This window comes from Bacillus sp. ISL-7 (assembly GCF_018613065.1).
On sequence record NZ_JAGGQW010000041.1, the window covers coordinates 1 to 17,821 of the forward strand.

Annotated in this window: 15 protein-coding genes; 11 read left to right on the forward strand and 4 right to left on the reverse strand. The window is 39.0% G+C overall.

Annotation, left to right across the window (positions count from 1 at the left end; genetic code table 11):
• Positions 1–153: 153 nt before the first annotated feature.
• Entirely contained in the window at positions 154–1,284 is a 1,131-nt protein-coding gene (locus J7E66_RS16300) for a TIGR04053 family radical SAM/SPASM domain-containing protein (protein WP_251032960.1), read from the reverse strand.
• A gap of 411 nt (positions 1,285–1,695) precedes the next feature.
• Here J7E66_RS16300 and J7E66_RS16305 point away from each other — a divergent pair, with 411 nt between their 5' ends.
• Both J7E66_RS16305 and J7E66_RS16310 read left to right on the forward strand, forming a co-directional pair.
• Positions 1,696–2,469 carry a C40 family peptidase gene (locus J7E66_RS16305; RefSeq protein WP_215001743.1) on the forward strand — a complete coding sequence of 258 codons (774 nt, stop codon included), beginning with the start codon at positions 1,696–1,698 and terminating at the stop codon, positions 2,467–2,469.
• Between the two features lie 111 nt (positions 2,470–2,580).
• Positions 2,581–3,210, forward strand: a complete 630-nt coding sequence (locus J7E66_RS16310) for a TVP38/TMEM64 family protein (RefSeq protein ID WP_215001745.1) — start codon at positions 2,581–2,583, stop codon at positions 3,208–3,210.
• Here J7E66_RS16310 and J7E66_RS16315 read toward each other — a convergent pair.
• The gene (locus J7E66_RS16315; protein ID WP_215001747.1) at positions 3,207–3,557 is read right to left on the reverse strand and encodes a hypothetical protein; all 351 of its coding nucleotides are present in this window, start codon (positions 3,555–3,557) and stop codon (positions 3,207–3,209) included. The two genes, J7E66_RS16310 and J7E66_RS16315, sit on opposite strands and share 4 nt — an antisense overlap.
• Before the next feature lie 574 nt (positions 3,558–4,131).
• On the opposite strand from J7E66_RS16315, the gene trhA reads away from it, so the two are divergent.
• Positions 4,132–4,782, forward strand: coding sequence for a PAQR family membrane homeostasis protein TrhA (gene trhA, locus J7E66_RS16320; RefSeq protein WP_215001749.1), 651 nt, complete (start codon positions 4,132–4,134; stop codon positions 4,780–4,782).
• 86 nt (positions 4,783–4,868) lie between these two features.
• On the opposite strand, the gene J7E66_RS16325 is transcribed toward trhA, so the two are convergent.
• A complete protein-coding gene (locus J7E66_RS16325; RefSeq protein ID WP_215002064.1) occupies positions 4,869–6,239 on the reverse strand; it encodes an MFS transporter in 1,371 nt (456 codons plus the stop codon).
• 151 nt (positions 6,240–6,390) lie between these two features.
• Here J7E66_RS16325 and J7E66_RS16330 point away from each other — a divergent pair, with 151 nt between their 5' ends.
• The 4 genes from J7E66_RS16330 to J7E66_RS16345 all read left to right on the forward strand — a co-directional run bounded on the left by J7E66_RS16330 (position 6,391) and on the right by J7E66_RS16345 (position 11,151).
• Entirely contained in the window at positions 6,391–7,404 is a 1,014-nt protein-coding gene (locus J7E66_RS16330; RefSeq protein ID WP_215001751.1) for an XdhC family protein, read from the forward strand.
• Between the two features lie 82 nt (positions 7,405–7,486).
• Complete coding sequence (locus J7E66_RS16335; protein WP_215001753.1) at positions 7,487–9,823, forward strand: xanthine dehydrogenase family protein molybdopterin-binding subunit; 2,337 nt, start codon at positions 7,487–7,489, stop codon at positions 9,821–9,823.
• Positions 9,823–10,656: an FAD binding domain-containing protein gene (locus J7E66_RS16340; protein WP_215001755.1), complete on the forward strand. Its 834-nt coding sequence runs from the start codon at positions 9,823–9,825 to the stop codon at positions 10,654–10,656. The genes J7E66_RS16335 and J7E66_RS16340 overlap by 1 nt, the downstream gene beginning before the upstream one ends.
• Before the next feature lie 60 nt (positions 10,657–10,716).
• The gene (locus J7E66_RS16345) at positions 10,717–11,151 is read left to right on the forward strand and encodes a (2Fe-2S)-binding protein (protein WP_215002067.1); all 435 of its coding nucleotides are present in this window, start codon (positions 10,717–10,719) and stop codon (positions 11,149–11,151) included.
• A 59-nt stretch (positions 11,152–11,210) separates the two neighbouring features.
• Here J7E66_RS16345 and J7E66_RS16350 read toward each other — a convergent pair whose 3' ends face one another.
• Complete coding sequence (locus J7E66_RS16350; RefSeq protein ID WP_215001757.1) at positions 11,211–13,277, reverse strand: peptidoglycan D,D-transpeptidase FtsI family protein; 2,067 nt, start codon at positions 13,275–13,277, stop codon at positions 11,211–11,213.
• Between the two features lie 281 nt (positions 13,278–13,558).
• On the opposite strand from J7E66_RS16350, the gene J7E66_RS16355 reads away from it, so the two are divergent.
• The 4 genes from J7E66_RS16355 (at position 13,559) to pssA (ending at position 17,760) form a co-directional block, all read left to right on the forward strand.
• On the forward strand, positions 13,559–15,091 hold the full coding sequence (locus J7E66_RS16355; RefSeq protein ID WP_215001758.1) for a carboxypeptidase M32: 1,533 nt from the start codon (positions 13,559–13,561) through the stop codon (positions 15,089–15,091).
• Between the two features lie 295 nt (positions 15,092–15,386).
• Positions 15,387–16,175, forward strand: a complete 789-nt coding sequence (locus tag J7E66_RS16360; protein WP_215001760.1) for a TerC family protein — start codon at positions 15,387–15,389, stop codon at positions 16,173–16,175.
• A gap of 192 nt (positions 16,176–16,367) precedes the next feature.
• Complete coding sequence (locus J7E66_RS16365; protein ID WP_215001762.1) at positions 16,368–17,039, forward strand: phosphatase PAP2 family protein; 672 nt, start codon at positions 16,368–16,370, stop codon at positions 17,037–17,039.
• 94 nt (positions 17,040–17,133) lie between these two features.
• On the forward strand, positions 17,134–17,760 hold the full coding sequence (gene pssA, locus J7E66_RS16370; protein WP_251026664.1) for a CDP-diacylglycerol--serine O-phosphatidyltransferase: 627 nt from the start codon (positions 17,134–17,136) through the stop codon (positions 17,758–17,760).
• Positions 17,761–17,821: the final 61 nt, after the last annotated feature.

Below are 17,821 nucleotides of genomic sequence, written 5' to 3' on the forward strand. Positions count from 1 at the left end.
TCATAAGCCGTTATTATCTCAAATTTTTCTTGTGCTGAATATTTCCCCATAGAAAAAGCCCCCAATAAAGTAAACAGATTTTTATTATTTCATCTGTCTACTTTATCGGGAGCATATCATATAGCAGAATGCCTCTTTACTAATTAATAATGGTTATACGATTGGTGAAGTTTCTTTATTCCGCATCGCTTGTGGTATATAAACACAGAACGGTTCACTTTCCAGATAATTGCCTGTTACGGCATAAGTTCGTGAGCGGGAACCGCCGCACATTTTGTTGTATTCACAGACGCCGCATTTGCCTTTGTAGTTATCAGGTTGACGTAGTTCTTTAAATACTTTTGCCTCACGATAAATTTCTGCAAGCGGGGTATCACGGATGTTACCACCGACAATTGGAAGTAATCCACTTGGCATAACATCTCCAATATGGGAGACAAAGGCGAAGCCGTTGCCATCATTTACCCCTTTTGGTGCACGCTTCAAGCCATCATGCATGGAAGCAAAATCAGTTGTAATCGAGTCTTCGTAATGAATTTCACCTTTTTCAATTAACTGGTCGCGCGTCTTTTGCTGTAAAACAACCCTGCGGTAATGTTGTGCTGCGGTGGTTTTAATATCATATGGTGCAGTTTTGCTTAATTCATACAACCAACGAAACACCTTTTCATGCTCAGCAGGAGAAATACATGCATCCAATTGTCCTCTGCCTGTTGGGACAAGTAAGAAAATGTACCACATAACTGCGCCTAGCTCGCCAACTAGTTTTGCCATTTGTTCAAGCGAGTCATAATTATAACGAGAGATTACTGTATTGATTTGGAGCGGCATGTCTAATTCATTTAAGTATTTAATTTTTTCAACGGTTAAATCAAATGATCCAGGGGTCCCGCGGAAATGATCATGAATCTCTGGTGTTGGGCCGTCTAAACTAAAGCCCCAGCGTGAGAGTCCGACATCTTTGAACTGTTTCATTTTTTCTTTTGTTACATTCGCTGTGGCACTAGGTGTCATCGAAACGCGCATCCCTTTTTTAATTGCATAATCAGCAAGTTCATAAAGGTCTTCTCTCATCATACAATCCCCGCCTGTTAAAACGAGCATTGGATTATCCATCTCATAAATTTGATCAATTAAATTGATTCCTTCTTTATGTGAAAGTTCCCGTGGGTCTGGAGTAAGCTGCGCATCAGCACGACAGTGAATGCACCTAAGCTGACAGGCTCTCGTTACTTCCCAAATAACGATAAATGGATTTTTATCATAATCTATTACATTTCTCATTCCATGAGGGTGCCCCATAGCATGTGGATGTCCTTTTCCTATTCCTTGCATCATCATCACCCAAATTCATTAATATTTATAAACTATAGGTTTATTATAGGTTTATCAGCCCACAGTGGATGGGAGTATTGTTACAATATTTCTACATCCTAGTGAGAATTATGTGAGATCTATAAAAATCATAAACTTCTTTTGTGTTACATTTATGTTACGAAAATATTAATAAATAATGTAAGATTCCATGAAAAGCATGATATATAGTGGATAGTTACTTAGTTGTGTTTGTTATATTTTCGGTTTTCTTTGCTAGTATTGGATTTTTTTACCTTGTAAGCCATATCCTTGGGGTTTATTCCATCCTTAATGTTCGTTTATGATGTAGGTACACAAACGAATTGAAAGGATGCTACGATGAAAAAACATCTATTATCATTCGCAGCAACGGCGGGGATCCTGTTTTCTACATTTGTTGGTTCTGCTAGTGCACATGAAAATAATTATACTGTCCAATCGGGAGATACACTTTGGAAGATTTCACAAGCAAACAAAGTCACGGTTGCAGACTTGAAAACTTGGAATCACCTAACAAGTGATAATCTCTATGTAAATCAGAAGCTATCATTATTAGCACCACACAGCCACGAACTAGTTGCACCTACCTATACGGTCCAAAAAGGGGACACACTTTACCTTATTTCAGTGCGCTACAAACTTTCCATTGCCCAGCTTAAATCATTGAATAACCTCACATCAGATATGATCTATGTAGGACAAGTCTTAAAGGTAACTGTGGGTGGTACATCAAATCCAGTACCTGCACCAACAGTATCAAAGGCGCAACTGGTGATGGATGAAGCAAAAAAATACATAGGAACACCGTATTTATGGGGTGGCAATACGCCGGCAGGTTTTGATTGCAGTGGTATGACAAGTTATGTATTTAATAAAGTTGGAGTAACCATTCCACGAACGGCAGCAACACAATGGTCTGGACTGAAGGCTGTCAGCAACCCAAATCCCGGAGATCTGGTATTCTTTGAAACATACGCTCCAGGTCCAACACATGTAGGGATTTATTTGGGAAACAACCAATTCATTCAAGCGGGATCAAAAGGTGTATCGATTGCAGATATGACAAATTCCTACTGGAAACCAAGGTACCTTGGTGCAAGGACTGCATTTTAATAGATAAGTAGAAGGGTCTTTCAACACTGAAAGGCTCTTTTTATTTTTTCAAAATTAAAAATATAGTATGATAAGACTAATTAAAAAAATTGAAGTGAATGGAGTTGTCGGATGTATAAAAGAATTTTTAGTATAGGGATATTGCTTGTAATTATTGCGATTGGTTTTTTTCAAAAGGATGAATTACTGCATCTTGTTAAACAAGGCGGAGCCTTATCGATTTTCATTAGTATGTTATTAGTGTCGATATGTGTCTTTTTTCCTGTCATCCCGTTTCCAGTTTTAGCAGGAATGATCGGAGCTGTATTTGGAACGGCCCAAGGGATGCTTGTATCCTTAACAGGGGCCATGGCTGGGACGATGGCTTTCTTCTTCTTATCCAGGTATGGTTTTCGCGATTTTGCCCAGGATAAACTGATGAAATATCCAAAAGTTCAGGAATACGATGAGTATTTAAACAGAAATTCCTTTGTAGCGATATTAACCTGTCGATTAATTCCTATCATTCCAGCTCCGGTTGTCAATATCATTTGTGGATTAAGTCATGTAAGATGGCTAACATTTTTTATCGCATCCATAATCGGAAAAGTTCCAAACATTCTGCTTTTGTCGTATGCAGGTGCTTCATTTAGTAACAACAAGCTTTATTCTTTCGGACTTTACGGCGCCTATATGGTCATCATTATCCTGATTAACTTTGTTATTGTTTATCGAAAGCAGGCAAAGAATTCTCTTGATTAAACAACTTCTTGAATATTTAAATCATTTTGTTCCTCAACGGAGATTAGTTCCTTAAAGAAGCTTTTTAAAATAAGCCATTTAGCTGGATAGCTGTAAATAAAATCTTCGATCACCTGTGAGGAGTAATACAAAAAACAATCGATAGAAACTTTTTCTTTTTTTAAATCGTATAAAAGTGCATGTGGAATGGTGTAATAGTCATTCAACTGGTAGGGGTTGAACTTTACTACTTGAATTTTTTGGTCGTGGATCATCTTCTTTAAGGATTGTTCTTGAACTGAAATACTTTCTTCCTTAGTTAGACCATTTAAACAAATACGATCATTGATAAAATAAATTCCCTTCATATTCAACACCTCATCAATTTCCTTGATTGGTATTGTTATTGACAGGGTTTAGGAGAAGTATACTTATCCAGGTGTGGAAAGTACTATAAAAAAAAATTACCCGGCCATGGGGCCGGGTATTCAAACTAATCTATATTTTAAGGGGGCGGAGGTTTAAGGTTCTTCCGTGAACCTATTTAAATCTTAATGGAAAATTATTAATAAATTATGAACGAAAGATTAATAGTTTAAGAAAAGAAAAGGAGAGTAAATGAAAGATTTCCATTGTTGTGCGACATGCAGGCATTTTAAAGCAGAAAAAAAGCCAGAGGGGATGCACTACTTTTGTAGTCGTTTAGGCTTTGAGACAAAAACGAACTACCAATTTAATTGCTGGAGTCCGAGAGAAAATATTAAGAAAATAATCGATAATGTTAATAAGGTTAGAAAGGAAAGTGATACTTAACGATAAGTTTCACTTTTTTTAGTTTTGGTAGATGACAAATGTCCATTGTCCTTCTTTGATAATCATGTTATTTTCATGAATATCATTTCTATTTAATTGAATCGCGCTACTTGAAAGGAGGAAATCCTATTGGCAGTTACACATACTTTTTCAAAAAAAGAGGAACTAGCTAATTCCATCACACACGGAGTGGGGGCACTATTAAGTATTTCTGCCTTAGTTATTTTAATTGTATATGCATCCCTATATGGAACGGTGTGGCATGTGGTTAGCTTCACGATCTTTGGAGTAACAATGTTTATACTTTATATGTCATCTACCTTGCTTCATAGTTTTCCTGAAGGAAAGGCAAAGGACATTTTTGAAATTTTTGATCATTCGTCTATTTACTTTTTTATTGCCGGGACCTACACACCATTTTTATTAATCGTAATCAAAGGAACACTAGGTTGGTCACTTTTTGGAATCGTTTGGGGACTTGCGATTGCGGGTACCGTCTTTAAATGCTTTTTTGTGAAAAAGTACCTTTTTTCATCAACGGCGCTTTATGTGGTCATGGGCTGGTTAATTGTCTTCGCATGGAAACCATTAGTGAATAATCTATCCTTGGAAGGGATGACCTATTTAGCTATTGGGGGCGCACTGTATACAATCGGAGCCATTTTCTATGTTTGGCGTGGGTTTAAATATCACCACGCAGTCTGGCACCTATTTGTATTAGCAGCCAGTGTTGCTCACTTTTTTTGTGTGTTGTTTTATGTCTTGCCGATTCATTCTTAAGTTGTTCATGAGGACAAAAGTCTGTTTCGAAGAGCAAACTTTGTCCTCATGGGAGTCATGTGGATAGAAATTCGAATAGTGTGTGATCAAATATGCCGCATTTTTCTAAAGTTAAATGTCTCCCGAGAAAACCATAGGCTCATTAAAAAGCTAATGATGCCCGTGAACAGTAAAACTTCCCCGATGATTTTCATATTTTCCGCAGTGACTTCTTTCCCAAAGATTAATCCTAAAATGATTGAGGATAAAATGGAGCCCAAATATCGGCAGGTTTGAAATAAGCCGGATGTTGTCCCGATAATCTCTTTTGGACTCTCCTTAACCATGGCCACTTGGAGCACAACATTTCCAATTCCATAGCTTAAGCCCATGATTGATAAAATAATCCCGATACCCAAATAGGAAGTATTTACAAAAAACAGGATAAAAGCCAGTGCACCAATAATTGATATAAAAGAGCCAACCATAATCGGCAGGTTTACACCGGCCCGGTCGATCCATTTTCCCGTTACAGATGAAATAATAATGCTGACTCCAGACATAAATAACATTAACAAGCCACTCATTTCCACGCTTAAACCCAATCCTTCTTGAAAATAACTGGGCAGCCCGAAAAATAAACAATAAAAAAAGATATTCAAAAAGATGAACTGGATGTACACCATCGAAAGCTTTGGATGTGTTTTAAAAATACGAATATCAATAAATGGCTCCTTGACTCTTAACTCCCTCAGAACAAATAAACCGAAAAAGATGATTCCAACAAACCCCGATAGATAATGAATTTTTCCTTCAAAAGATAACAAAAACCATAAAAAGAATACCATTCCGGCAGCGAAGTACCCGATTCCGAGAAAATCCAGGTTGGAGAATAATTTCTTCATATGAGCCTTATCTTGTTTGATGTCCTTCGGAAACATATACCACCCCAGCAGAAAACTGAGGATAATAAAGGGGAAATTTACCCAGAAGATGGCTGGCCAATTGCCCCAAACAATTAAGAAACCTCCAATAGTAGGCCCTAGTGCTACCATTGCCGAAGCGAAAATCGATAATACGGCAAGGGCTGAGGCCTGTCTTTCTTTGACATGGTCTCGAATTAACGACATCCCTGCTGGATAAATGGCACTGCTCCCAATCGATTGAAACAGTCTCATGACAAGCAATATGAGAAAGGTATGTGACATAGGTGCACCAAACGCTGACAAGGCAACTAAAATGAGTCCCGTTAAAAAGGTTTTTTTTCTCCCAAAAATATCACCAATTTTTCCTGTAACCGGCTGTGCTACTGCACTTGCTAAATAAAAGCTGGATATCAACCACGAAACGGTTGTAAAGGAAAGCTGAAAATCCTTCTGTATACTGTGTAATGCTAAGGCGATCATTGATGAATTAAGTGGATTTAACATCGTTCCAGAGGCGACAGCTGTTAAAAATAATGCACGATTTTTCTTCATGTCTTCATCCTTTTCTGGATTTAGATTCAGTTTATTTTTTGCAATATATTTATTTCTATGATTGCCACATTGAAAATTTATCATTCTAGGAATAGCCTCCAAACTAATATAAATAAGATAGGGATTTTTGAGTATGAAGTGGAGGATTCTTATGGATGATATTTATCCGATTTTAGAAGTCATTGATCAACCAGGCCAAAAGGTATTAGCAACCATTGTTCGTGTTCAAGGATCAGCATATAAAAGAGAAGGTTCTTCCATGCTTTTTTGTGAAGATGGGAAGCAATTTGGCATGTTAACTGCAGGTTGCTTGGAAACAGATTTGACCATTAAAGCTCAAGAGGTTTTCATCAAGCAAGAAGCAAAAATGTTCCATTATAATTTGGCAGATGAAGACGATATGAGTTGGGGTCAAGGGAATGGCTGCAATGGAACAATTGATATTTTACTAGAGCCAGTCTCTGAAAAATTAACTGAGGATCTCTTTGTTGTAAAAAGATCCCTAGATAACTGTAAACCTGTAATCGTGTTAAAAAAGCTCGATGAATTGGGGGAGTATCTGTTTATTGAGGAGGAAGGGGATCCGTTTGGAAATTGGTCAGGGGATATTCCTAAAATTGCCTTTACATCTAAAAGTGGAATCATACCTGGAACTGATTCCATTTATCAACATACGTATCAACCTAAGCCAAGGCTCATAGTCTTCGGGGCAGGACCAGACGCAAAACCACTTGTTCACCTGGCCGCGGAAACAGGATTTTTAGTTACCGTATGTGATTGGCGGGAAGAGTTTTGTCAAAGAAAATATTTTCCCAAAGCTGAGCAGCTCCTATTGGGCTTTCCTAAAAAGCTTTTGAAGCAAATTTCCTTCTCTCCTTATGATTTTTTGGTCATCATGACACATCATTTTGAGAGGGATCAAGAAATATTAGAGGTGGTACGCAAGGAGCATATAAAGTACTTAGGTGTACTAGGGCCGCGGGAAAGAACCAAAAGGCTGCTTAAATATGAAAATGTCCCAACCTGGATTTATTCACCTATGGGTAAGAATATTGGAGCAAAGGGTCCTGAGGAAATCGCTGTTAGTATCGTTGCTCAATTGATTGAGGTGTGGAGAAAGCCAGTCCATGAAAGAGTGCAACTTCTGTGGACCATTCCCGAGTAAGCGGAGATTGTTCTTCAGTAGGTAATAACAGTGTTATAGGCAGTTATAAGTTGGATTTACTCAGTATAAAATCCACTTATACATGGGGGGAGGACAGGATTTGGAGGTTATTGGGAAAAGTGTCATTCGCAAAGAGGCGTTTGATAAGGTGTCTGGAAGGGCGAAATATACTCATGACTATCATACGATTCCGATGCTGTCTGGCAAAATGGTCATTAGTCCTTATGGCCATGCCAAAATTGTGAAAATAGACACAACGGAGGCTTCAAAGATTCCCGGGGTAAGGGCAATCCTCGCTGGGAAGCACTACCCATTAACAGGGGAAGCAATCCGAGATCGACCGCCAATCGCAGTAGACAAGGTTCGTTATCATGGGGAAACGGTTGCGCTTGTTGTTGCCGATTCACCTGAGCAGGCTAAAATGGCTGCTGATCTTATTAAGGTCCAATATGAATTGCTGCCGATGGTTAATTCACCGTCACAAGCGTTTGAAAAAGGGGCACCATTAGTCCATGAACGATTAGGTGATTATAAAAAAGAAGAAGATTCTCACCCGGTGCCTGACACCAATATTGCTACCCATATTAAAATCCGCAAGGGCAATAGGGAAAAGGGCTGGAGCGAAAGTGAAACAGTGGTGGAAGCGAGTTTTTCCTTTTCCCCTTCTGATCATGTCGCAATGGAAACTAGATGTTCGTCTGCTGAGATATTACCTGAGGGGACTATCATTATTACCACTTCATCACAAGCACCTTTTATGACCAAAAGGCTTATCGCTGATTACTTTGGTGAGGATATGGGGAAAATTATTGTCCGTACTCCACTCGTAGGTGGAGCCTATGGCGGGAAGGCAGCCGTACAGCTTGAAGTTTTGGCCTATCTAGCTTCAAAGGCAGTTGGCGGAAAACCAGTAGAGATATTGAATACGAGAGAAGAAGATATATTAACCTCTCCCTGTCACATAGGTTTAGATGCAAAAGTTAAACTTGGAGCAGACAGTAGTGGCAAAATTAAAGCAGCAGACATTCGCTTTTTGTGGGATGGCGGGGCCTATTCTGATAAAGCAATTGATCTAACAAGAGCAGGTGCAGCCGATTGCACTGGTCCGTATAATATTGAAAATGTCTGGTGCGATTCGTACTGCATGTATACGAACCACCCCTATGCAGCCCCATTTAGAGGATTTAGTCATTCGGAACTTTCCTTTGCCATTGAGCGGACAGTGGATTTACTGGCGCAAAAATTAAAGATAGACCCGCTGGAACTACGCAAAATTAATGCCATAAAACCGGGGAATACCACCCCTACAAGGGTCCGCCTAAATAAAAGTAATGTAGGTAACTTATCAAAATGTATTGAGCGAGTTAGAGATTTAATGAAATGGGACGAAGGTCCAATCAAAGAAATAAGTGAACGGATGATCAGGGTAAAAGGAGTTAGTTGCAGCTGGAAAACATCGACCATTGATCCCAACGCACCATCGGGGGTCATTCTAACGTTTAATCGTGACGGTAGTATTAATTTGCTATCCGGTGTGATTGAAATTGGAACAGGGACGAAGACAGTCCTTGCTCAAATGCTTGCTGAAAGGCTGAAAATGGATGTTGATAAAATTTATGTACGTATGGAAGTAGATACTCAAACAACACCAGAGCACTGGAAAACAGTCGCTAGCAGGGGAACATTTATGGCGGGTAGAGCTCTATTGGAGGCAGCAGAGGATATCATTATCCAATTGAAAGATATCGCATCAACGGTCTTAAGGGCGCCAATAGAAGATCTTGTAGTAGCAAATAGTCGAGTCTATTTACGGGATGACCCATCAATCGGAGTCCCTTTTAAAGATATTTGCTATGGTTATCAATATCCAAATGGTAATTCTATTGGTGGACAAATAATAGGTCGTGGTAATTATATTTTGCGGCATCTAACCCATCTAGATCCTGAGACTGGGGCTGGAAAACCTGGACCCGAATGGACGGTAGCAGCCTATGGAGTGGAAATCGAGTTGGATAAAAGGGATCTTACCTATCGGCTACTGAAGGCTTGTACCGTTGTTGATCTTGGCAGAGTCTTAAATGAAAAAGCAGCCTTGGGTCAGGTTATGGGTGCCATGAGCATGGGATTGGCCTTTGCAGGAAGGGAAACGTTTTATTTTGACGAGCTTGGCAGGGTTCTGAATCCCCAACTTCGAACGTATCGGCCACTTCGCTACGGAGAGAATCCAGAATATTTAGTAGAATTTGTGGAAACACCGCAGCTGGATGGGCCTTATGGAGCCCGTGGTGTAGGAGAGCATGGTCTTATGGGCATGCCTGCTGCACTCGGGAATGCTTTGTCGACAGCGGCAGGAGTTTCGCTCCACCATTTGCCGCTCATTCCAGAGTTGATTTGGAAAGCAAAGGAGGCGCAAAAATAATGCTTCCCTTTGATTTTGATTATTATAAGCCGGCCACATTGAAAGAAGCAGCCGATTTACATCACTATTTAGATCAGCAGGGCAAGCAGCCTATGTTCTTTTCGGGAGGAACCGAATTAATTACACTTGGAAGAATAGATTTAGCCTATACCGAAGCTGTTATTGATATCAAGGATATCCCCGAATGTAATGCAATGCAGGAAAGTGGTGAGCATTTGCTGCTTGGCAGTACCCTCTCACTTACAAAAATAGAAGAAGCAAATCTTTTCCCATTATTAACGAAAACTGCCAGTCAAGTCGCTGATCATACGGCTCGAGGGAAGATTTCTTTAGGTGGGAATATCTGTGCTCGAATTTTTTACCGGGAAGCTGTTTTGCCATTTTTACTTTCTGATAGCCAAGTTTTAATTGTCGGTCCAGAAGGAAAAAAGATGGTGCCAATCAATGAGATATTTTTAGAAAAGCTTCAACTGAAAAAAGGGGAATTTCTCGTTCAAATAGTAACAGAAACACGGTTTATCAAAGCACCGTTCTTTAGTTTCAAGCGTCGTCAGCAGTGGGATACGGGCTACCCTTTGATCACGGTAGCGGCATTAAAAATAGGTCAGGAAGTACGTGTCGCAATCAGTGGCTTTTGCCCTTTTCCATTTCGGTCAAAGGAACTTGAAGCTTCGTTAAATGAAAGAGATCTGCCAGTAGTTTCAAGGATTGATGAGGGGCTTTCCAAGTTACCAAAGCCTATTTTAGATGATGTAGAAGGGTCAGCAAAATATAGGCTATTTGTTTTGCGGAATCTATTGATGGATGTGTTAGCAGTTTTGGATGGAACTTGAAGTCAGATTCATACAATAAAAAAAGGAGGGGAGCGTAACTTGAAATCTCACATAATTTCGATGAATATAAATGGAGAAAATCGAAGTGTAACCGTTCGGTCTGCCGATACACTTTTATATGCGATCCGGGATAAACTTGGTTTGACAGGTGCAAAACCGGGCTGTTTAAACGGAGATTGCGGCGCATGTACAGTTAATGTAGAAGGTTGGCCGATGAAGTCCTGTTTAATGCTTGCTGTTGAAGCGGTGGGAAAAAAAGTAACAACTATTGAGGGGTTGGAGAATACACCCATCCAGCGTGCTTTTGTGGAAAACTTTGCTTTTCAATGCGGTTACTGCACCCCCGGCTTTATTATGAATTGCCATTCGTTAATACTAAAGCATCCAGAAGCAGATGATCAAATGATTAAAGAATGGCTGGAGTCGAATATCTGCAGATGTACCGGCTATGCTGAAATTGAAAGGGCATTGAAATCAGTGCTCAAGAAGAAGTGACAAAAAGGGGAACGATCTAACGAAAAAGGATGCCATTTTCTGGCACCCTCGACCATGATTTATTTTTTTTTCATTTCAAAATAGGTGTCCAGTACACGGCGGCCAATTTTCAGGTTTGCTCGGTTGTCTTTTTTTCCCTGATATGCCCATGGAACAATAACGGCCATGGCGATTTCTGGATTCGAACTAGGGGCGTAGCTAATCAGGCTTAGGTTCATTACTGGAGGAGGTTCCTTACCAAACCTATATCGCTCCGGTCCGTCATAAAAGGCTTCAGCTGTACCTGTTTTACCAGCAGGTGAGTAGGGTGCAGTGCTGAAGTACTTATAGGCCGTACCGCCACGTTCTAGCATGACCTTTTTAAAACCTAATCGGACACGGTCCATCCAATCTGGTTTCACATCAATCGTGTTAAGGACGGTTGGAGAGATTTCTTGTATAACAGGACCTAGTTCATCTTTCCCTTCCTGTGGTTCGAGCATTTGTTTGACCACATGTGGCTGCATTCGATATCCACCATTCGCAATTGTTGAAACATATTGTGCCAACTGCATGGCGGAATAGGTATCATATTGTCCAATCACAAGGTCAAGCAAATATCCAGGCAGGTGGCTCTGACCTTTAAATCCAGTTTGTTCATTTGGTAAATCAATTCCAGTTCTTGATCCAAGACCAAACGAAGCAAATGAGTTTCTAATCGTGTCAAAAGCCTTCGCGCTAATATTTAAGGGTTTATCATATTCATAATGCCCTTTTCCAATTCTAATAGCCGTATGAAACATATAAACGTTGGAAGATAATTTTAGGGCATTAATTTCGTTTATTTTACCTAAGTAGGCATACGATTTTTTTAGAGGAGTAGCTTGAATTTTTAAACCTTTATCATCAAAAACAGTCCCGGGGCCAATCGCACCTGTTTTATAACCAGTCAAAATCGTGGCACCCTTGACAGTCGAACCCACGTTATACGTGGTGGTAAAGGTCCCGAGGGCATCATCTTCCATTTCAACGCTGCCAGTTTGTTTGTTCCTGACTATTTTTTTCCCTGACATGGCTAAAACTTCACCTGTTTTTGGGTTCATTAAGACAACATAGGCACGGTCAGTTAAGAAAGTACCAGGATATCTTTTAGCTGCCCAAAGCTCCTCCTCTATGATCCGATCAACTTTCATTTGCAAATCCATATCAATGCTTAAGACAAGGTCTTTTCCCTTTTTTCCCTTTGATACGGGATGATTTTCAATTATATTGCCTGTTTTATCAGTAACATTTTTTAATTTTGATTTATAGCCGTGAAGAACATCTTCATACTGCCATTCAAGTTGGCTTTTGCCAACACGATCATTACGGCTGTAATCCCGAGCCAAGAAGTATTCCAATTGTTCAGCTGGCAGCCCTTCATCTGATTTGGTGACTTTTCCTAACACAGACTTTAAGGTTCCGTCAAAAGCATAGCACCTCTCCCAGTCGGTAGTAGTATCCACCCCTGGAAGGGAATGAAGATTTTCGCTCACAACGGCCAATTCTTTAGCGGTAACTCCTTCATTTTTAATAATTTGTGTTGTAAATTTGTATCCACTATTGAACTCTTTAAAAAGTGCAAGTACCTCAAGTCTATCGTTATCTATTTCCTTTAATTCTTCAGGTGTTATGCGCTCTAATTTTAATTGATAAATATCCCTGTCTGTTAATTTTTTGGCATAAAATAATTCCATTTCATTTTTTGTGATTTTGGCATTAGCACGCTCAGGATTATTCATAATCCAGAAATCAAGTTTATCCCTTTCGGATACCTTGTCTGTTTTTTTATTGATTAGTTTTGATAATTTTTCAGCCGTTTCAAGCATTTGTGGTTGGCTAAATCCCTCGTTCGTGTAACTGATCGCATTCTTTGGGACATTATCAACGATGATTCTGTAATCTCGATCAAGTATTTTTCCTCTTGGGACAGGATTACTGACCGTTACATCTTCTTTTCTTTCTAAATCTCTTTTAAAATTTTCGCCATACACGATTTGCACAAAGCCAAGCCGGAGGATCAAAACAGAAAATAGTAAAAAAACACTAAAAAAGATGATATTTAAACGAAAGGGGAAGTATGACTTCTTCTTTTTCTGTTTATCCAAATTGCCTGCACATCCTTTTTACAGAACAAAAATGTTTACATATATATCCTGCCCATTTGTAAATAGTGGTATGAAAATTGTTCAAATTCTTTCAAATTCTTTAAGTGATGGGATCATTTATCGACAGTATTTATGTTTCTATGAATTTTTTGTCTATAAAAAAATTTCTAATTTTTTCCCATATTTGAAATTTTAATTTATAATAAATTTGGATGTGGTTGTTTTCTTGAACGAACATCTTTAGAAACAGAAAAAGAGATTGATTAGGAGGTCAGTATATTATGGAACAGAAAGTGATCGATCCAGCTGTACAAAGGGCAATAGCTCAATTTAAGGGTTTGGATGAAAAAATCACACATTTTTCAAGTATCATCGGTTTGGCTGATTGGGATCAAAAGGTCATGGCACCGAAAAAAGGGAGAAGTATATTTGCCAAGGCAACTGGCACACTAAGGACGGAAATTTTTAAACTCTCTGTCTCTCAGGAAATGGGCGACTTGCTAGCTGAACTAACTCTTCCTGACAACTTTGTTTTATTAGATGAAGTAACAAAAGCAAAAGTTAGAGAATATAGAGCGTACTACCAAAAATCGAAGAGCATTCCTGCTGACCTTTTTCAGGAATATAGCATTCTAACAGCACAGGCAAATGATGCCTGGGAAGAGGCTAGGGAAAACAATGATTTTGCCTGCTTCCTGCCCTATTTAGAAAAAATCGTTGAGTACAAACGGAAATTTGCTGAAATATATGGATATGTTGACCACCCATACGATGCGCTCCTGGATGAATTTGAACCGGGATTAACGGTTAAGAGACTGGACCCGCTATTTGCCAAGTTAAGAGATTCTAGTGTTAAACTATTAGAACGTATTCAACAAAATGGAAACCGGACACAAGCGGAAATTTTTGATCAATCGTTTGCAATTGAAAAACAAAAAGAATTTAATCGCTTTATCTTGCCTATCATTGGTTTTGACCTGGAGGCCGGCAGGTTGGATGAAACAGTCCATCCGTTTGCCCAAACCGTTAATACTGGAGATGTACGGTTAACCACTCGTTATTTAGAAAGAAACGTCCGGTCCGCACTATTCGGTACAATACATGAAGCGGGTCATGGAATCTATGAACAGCATATCAACCCTGATTATGAGGAATCAGTTCTCCAAAGTGGAGCATCTTTCGGTATCCATGAATCGCAATCGAGGTTTTTAGAAAATATGGTCGGCCGCAGCAAGGCTTTCTGGACATACTTTTACCCTAAACTGCAGGAGTATTTTCCGAAACAGCTCGAAACTATTACTGTGGATGAATTTTATCGTGCGGTTAATACGGTGAAACCCTCATTTATCCGTGTAGAAGCGGATGAGTTAACGTATAATTTGCATATTATGCTTCGTTATGAAATTGAAAAGGCATTAATAAGCGGAGAGATCGAAGCGAAAGACCTTCCGACAGTCTGGAACCAGAAAATGCAGGATTACCTTGGTGTAACACCAAGTACTGACTCAGAAGGCGTACTCCAAGATGTTCATTGGTCATTTGGCGGTATTGGTTATTTTCCGTCCTATTCATTAGGAAATCTCTATGCAGCTCAAATTCTGCGTACGATTCAAAAAGACCTTCCTGATTTTTACAGCCATATCGAAAACGGGAGATTTGACCTGATTCAAGATTGGTTAAAAGAAAATATTCATCAGTACGGTAAGCTTTACACCCCAAATGAATTGATTGTAAGGGTAACGGGTGAGGAATTAAACGCCGAATACCTAGTCGAATACCTTGAGAAAAAATATGCAGAGGTTTACGAATTGTAACTATTTTAGTTTATTAAACATGTAAACTCACATTGACAATAAACTTGAATTATATTATAGTATGAGTAATTAAATATTTCCTTTTTAAAGGGGAGTAGCTGCTACAATAAAGTCGTCATTCCGAGAATTCAATTCTCCGGCTTTATTGGCAACATTTGCGTTGTTAGCAAGACCTTTACTTTACTGTAAAGGTCTTTTTGTGTTTTTTTAGGCCTTTACTGTAACCAGTAAAGGCCTATTTTTATGGCGTAAGGGAGTAAATTAAAAAAAACAAACTTTTGAGGAGGAAACATTCATGGACTTAACTCTGTTACTCGAATACGGCTGGGTGTTAATGATCTTGGTGGCATTAGAAGGTCTGTTAGCTGCAGACAACGCTTTAGTACTCGCAATTATGGTTAAGCAATTACCCGAGGAAAAACGTAAGAAGGCCTTATTTTATGGTTTAGCCGGAGCCTTTGTGTTCCGCTTTGCTTCCTTGTTCGTGATTTCATTTCTTGTTGATGTATGGCAGGTTCAAGCAATTGGGGCTCTTTATTTACTGTTTATGGCTGGAAATCATATATTCCGTAAGGTAATCAAAGGGAAGGCAGCAGAGGATAAAGAGGAGAAGGAAGGATCAAAAAAAAGCAGCTTTTGGATGACTGTATTAAAAGTCGAAGTGGCTGACATTGCTTTTGCGGTTGATTCGATTCTTGCTGCTGTCGCGATGGCGGTTGCTTTACCAGACACTCCACTGCCTAATATCGGCGGTCTAGATGGTGGTAAATTCTTAGTTATTTTCGCCGGCGGGATTATTGGTCTAATTATTATGAGGTTTGCAGCAAATCAGTTTGTAAAACTTTTAGAAAAACGTCCGGGTCTAGAGATTGCAGCCTTTACGATTGTTGGCTGGGTTGGTGTGAAACTTGCAGTTTACACTCTATCACATCCAGCATTGGCTATTTTAAGCGAGGAATTTGCGCATTCAATGGGATGGAAAGTAACCTTTTATGTTGTTTTGGTAGGTATTGCTGCCGCAGGCTGGTTTTTTTCAAAAGACAACAGCACAGAACCAGTAAGAAAAGAACCAGAGACTTTATAATTATTAATTCATTTTAGCCTATTAAAAGGCAGACTAAAAAGTTCTGCCTTTTATTATTATTCCTAACTAAGAACATACATTTTTGAGATACTTTTCAAAGTCTCAGTGATAGTATAGACAGTAAAGGCTTAAACTAAGAGCACCTTATTATCGTACAATCACAATTCCAATTTGCCTGAGAGGTTTGAGTTGATGAATTTAAAAACGTATCTTGTTATTGCCTTTAGCATTAGTGCTGTTTCCATAATTGGATTTAGTTTGATATCCTTATTGATAAGTGATCAGAAAATCATCTATTTTGACCGTACGGTAATTGATATGGTCCAAGGGTCTGAAACATTGGTTCTTACAAATGTGATGAAATTTTTTACGTTTATTGGTTCTGCCCCTTTTGTCATTGTTCTTAGTCTTTTTCTGTTACTTTTTCTCTATAAAGTACTTCATCATCGCTTGGAATTAATATTGTTTGCTTCGGCAATCACGGGATCGGCGATATTAAATGGTATCTTAAAACAGTTTTTTCAAAGAGTCCGTCCTGATTTCCATCGTTTAATTGATATTGAAGGCTATAGTTTTCCAAGTGGACATGCGATGAATGCTTTTACGGTTTATGGTATTCTTTCGTTTTTATTATGGCGTCATATTCCAAGCAGGTTTGGCAGAGGTGTGTTAATCTCCGTAAGCATTATAATGATTTTAGCAATCGGAATCAGCCGAATCTATTTAGGTGTCCATTATCCAAGCGATATAATCGGCGGCTATTTTGCAAGTGGGTTCTGGATTACAACGGCGATTTTGTTTTTTCAATATTACCAAGAGAAACGTTATAATAAGAAGAAACAACGAGAAAAGGGTATTGCATGATTATCTTAATTAGTATGGAGTGATACATATCATCAGAAACAGTATTCCTAATTTATTTACGATTTCTAATTTATTTTTTGGATTTTTATCAATTATGTATTCTGCGCAAGGGGATTACAAAAACGCAGCCATTTTAATTTTGATAGGGATGATGCTCGATAGTATGGATGGCCGAATTGCAAGAATGTTACGGGTGGATAGTGAATTGGGGAAAGAATTGGACTCCTTAGCAGATGTGGTTACCTTTGGGGTGGCACCAGCGATGATGGCATATTATTCGTATTTCTCAGAGTTTGGGGTAGCTGGTATGGCCATTTCTGGCCTATTTCCTTTATTCGGTGCCTATCGGTTAGCACGGTTTAATATTAATGCGGTCAAATCATCTAATAAGTATTTTACTGGTGTCCCAATAACGGCCGCAGGGGGATTGTTAACACTTCTTACCTTGTTCCACGGGAAAATGCCAGCGATTATCCTTCCTTTTGCCTTTTTTATTCTGTGCTACTTGATGGTTAGTACCATTAAAATTCCTAGCCTAAAGGATATCCCGCTGCCAAAATACGGAATTATCGTCACACTATTTTTGGGATACGCCATATACCTTGTCTTTAAAAAAGAACAGCATCGCTTTCCGTACTTCATATACGTAGCAATACCGCTTTATATAGCTTTTATCGGCTACCAATTAGTTCGGAACAAAAGAAAAAATAGTCCAAAATAAAGAAGGGTGTCAGGCACCATGTGAAATTTTCACATGGTGCCTGACACCCTATTTATATTTC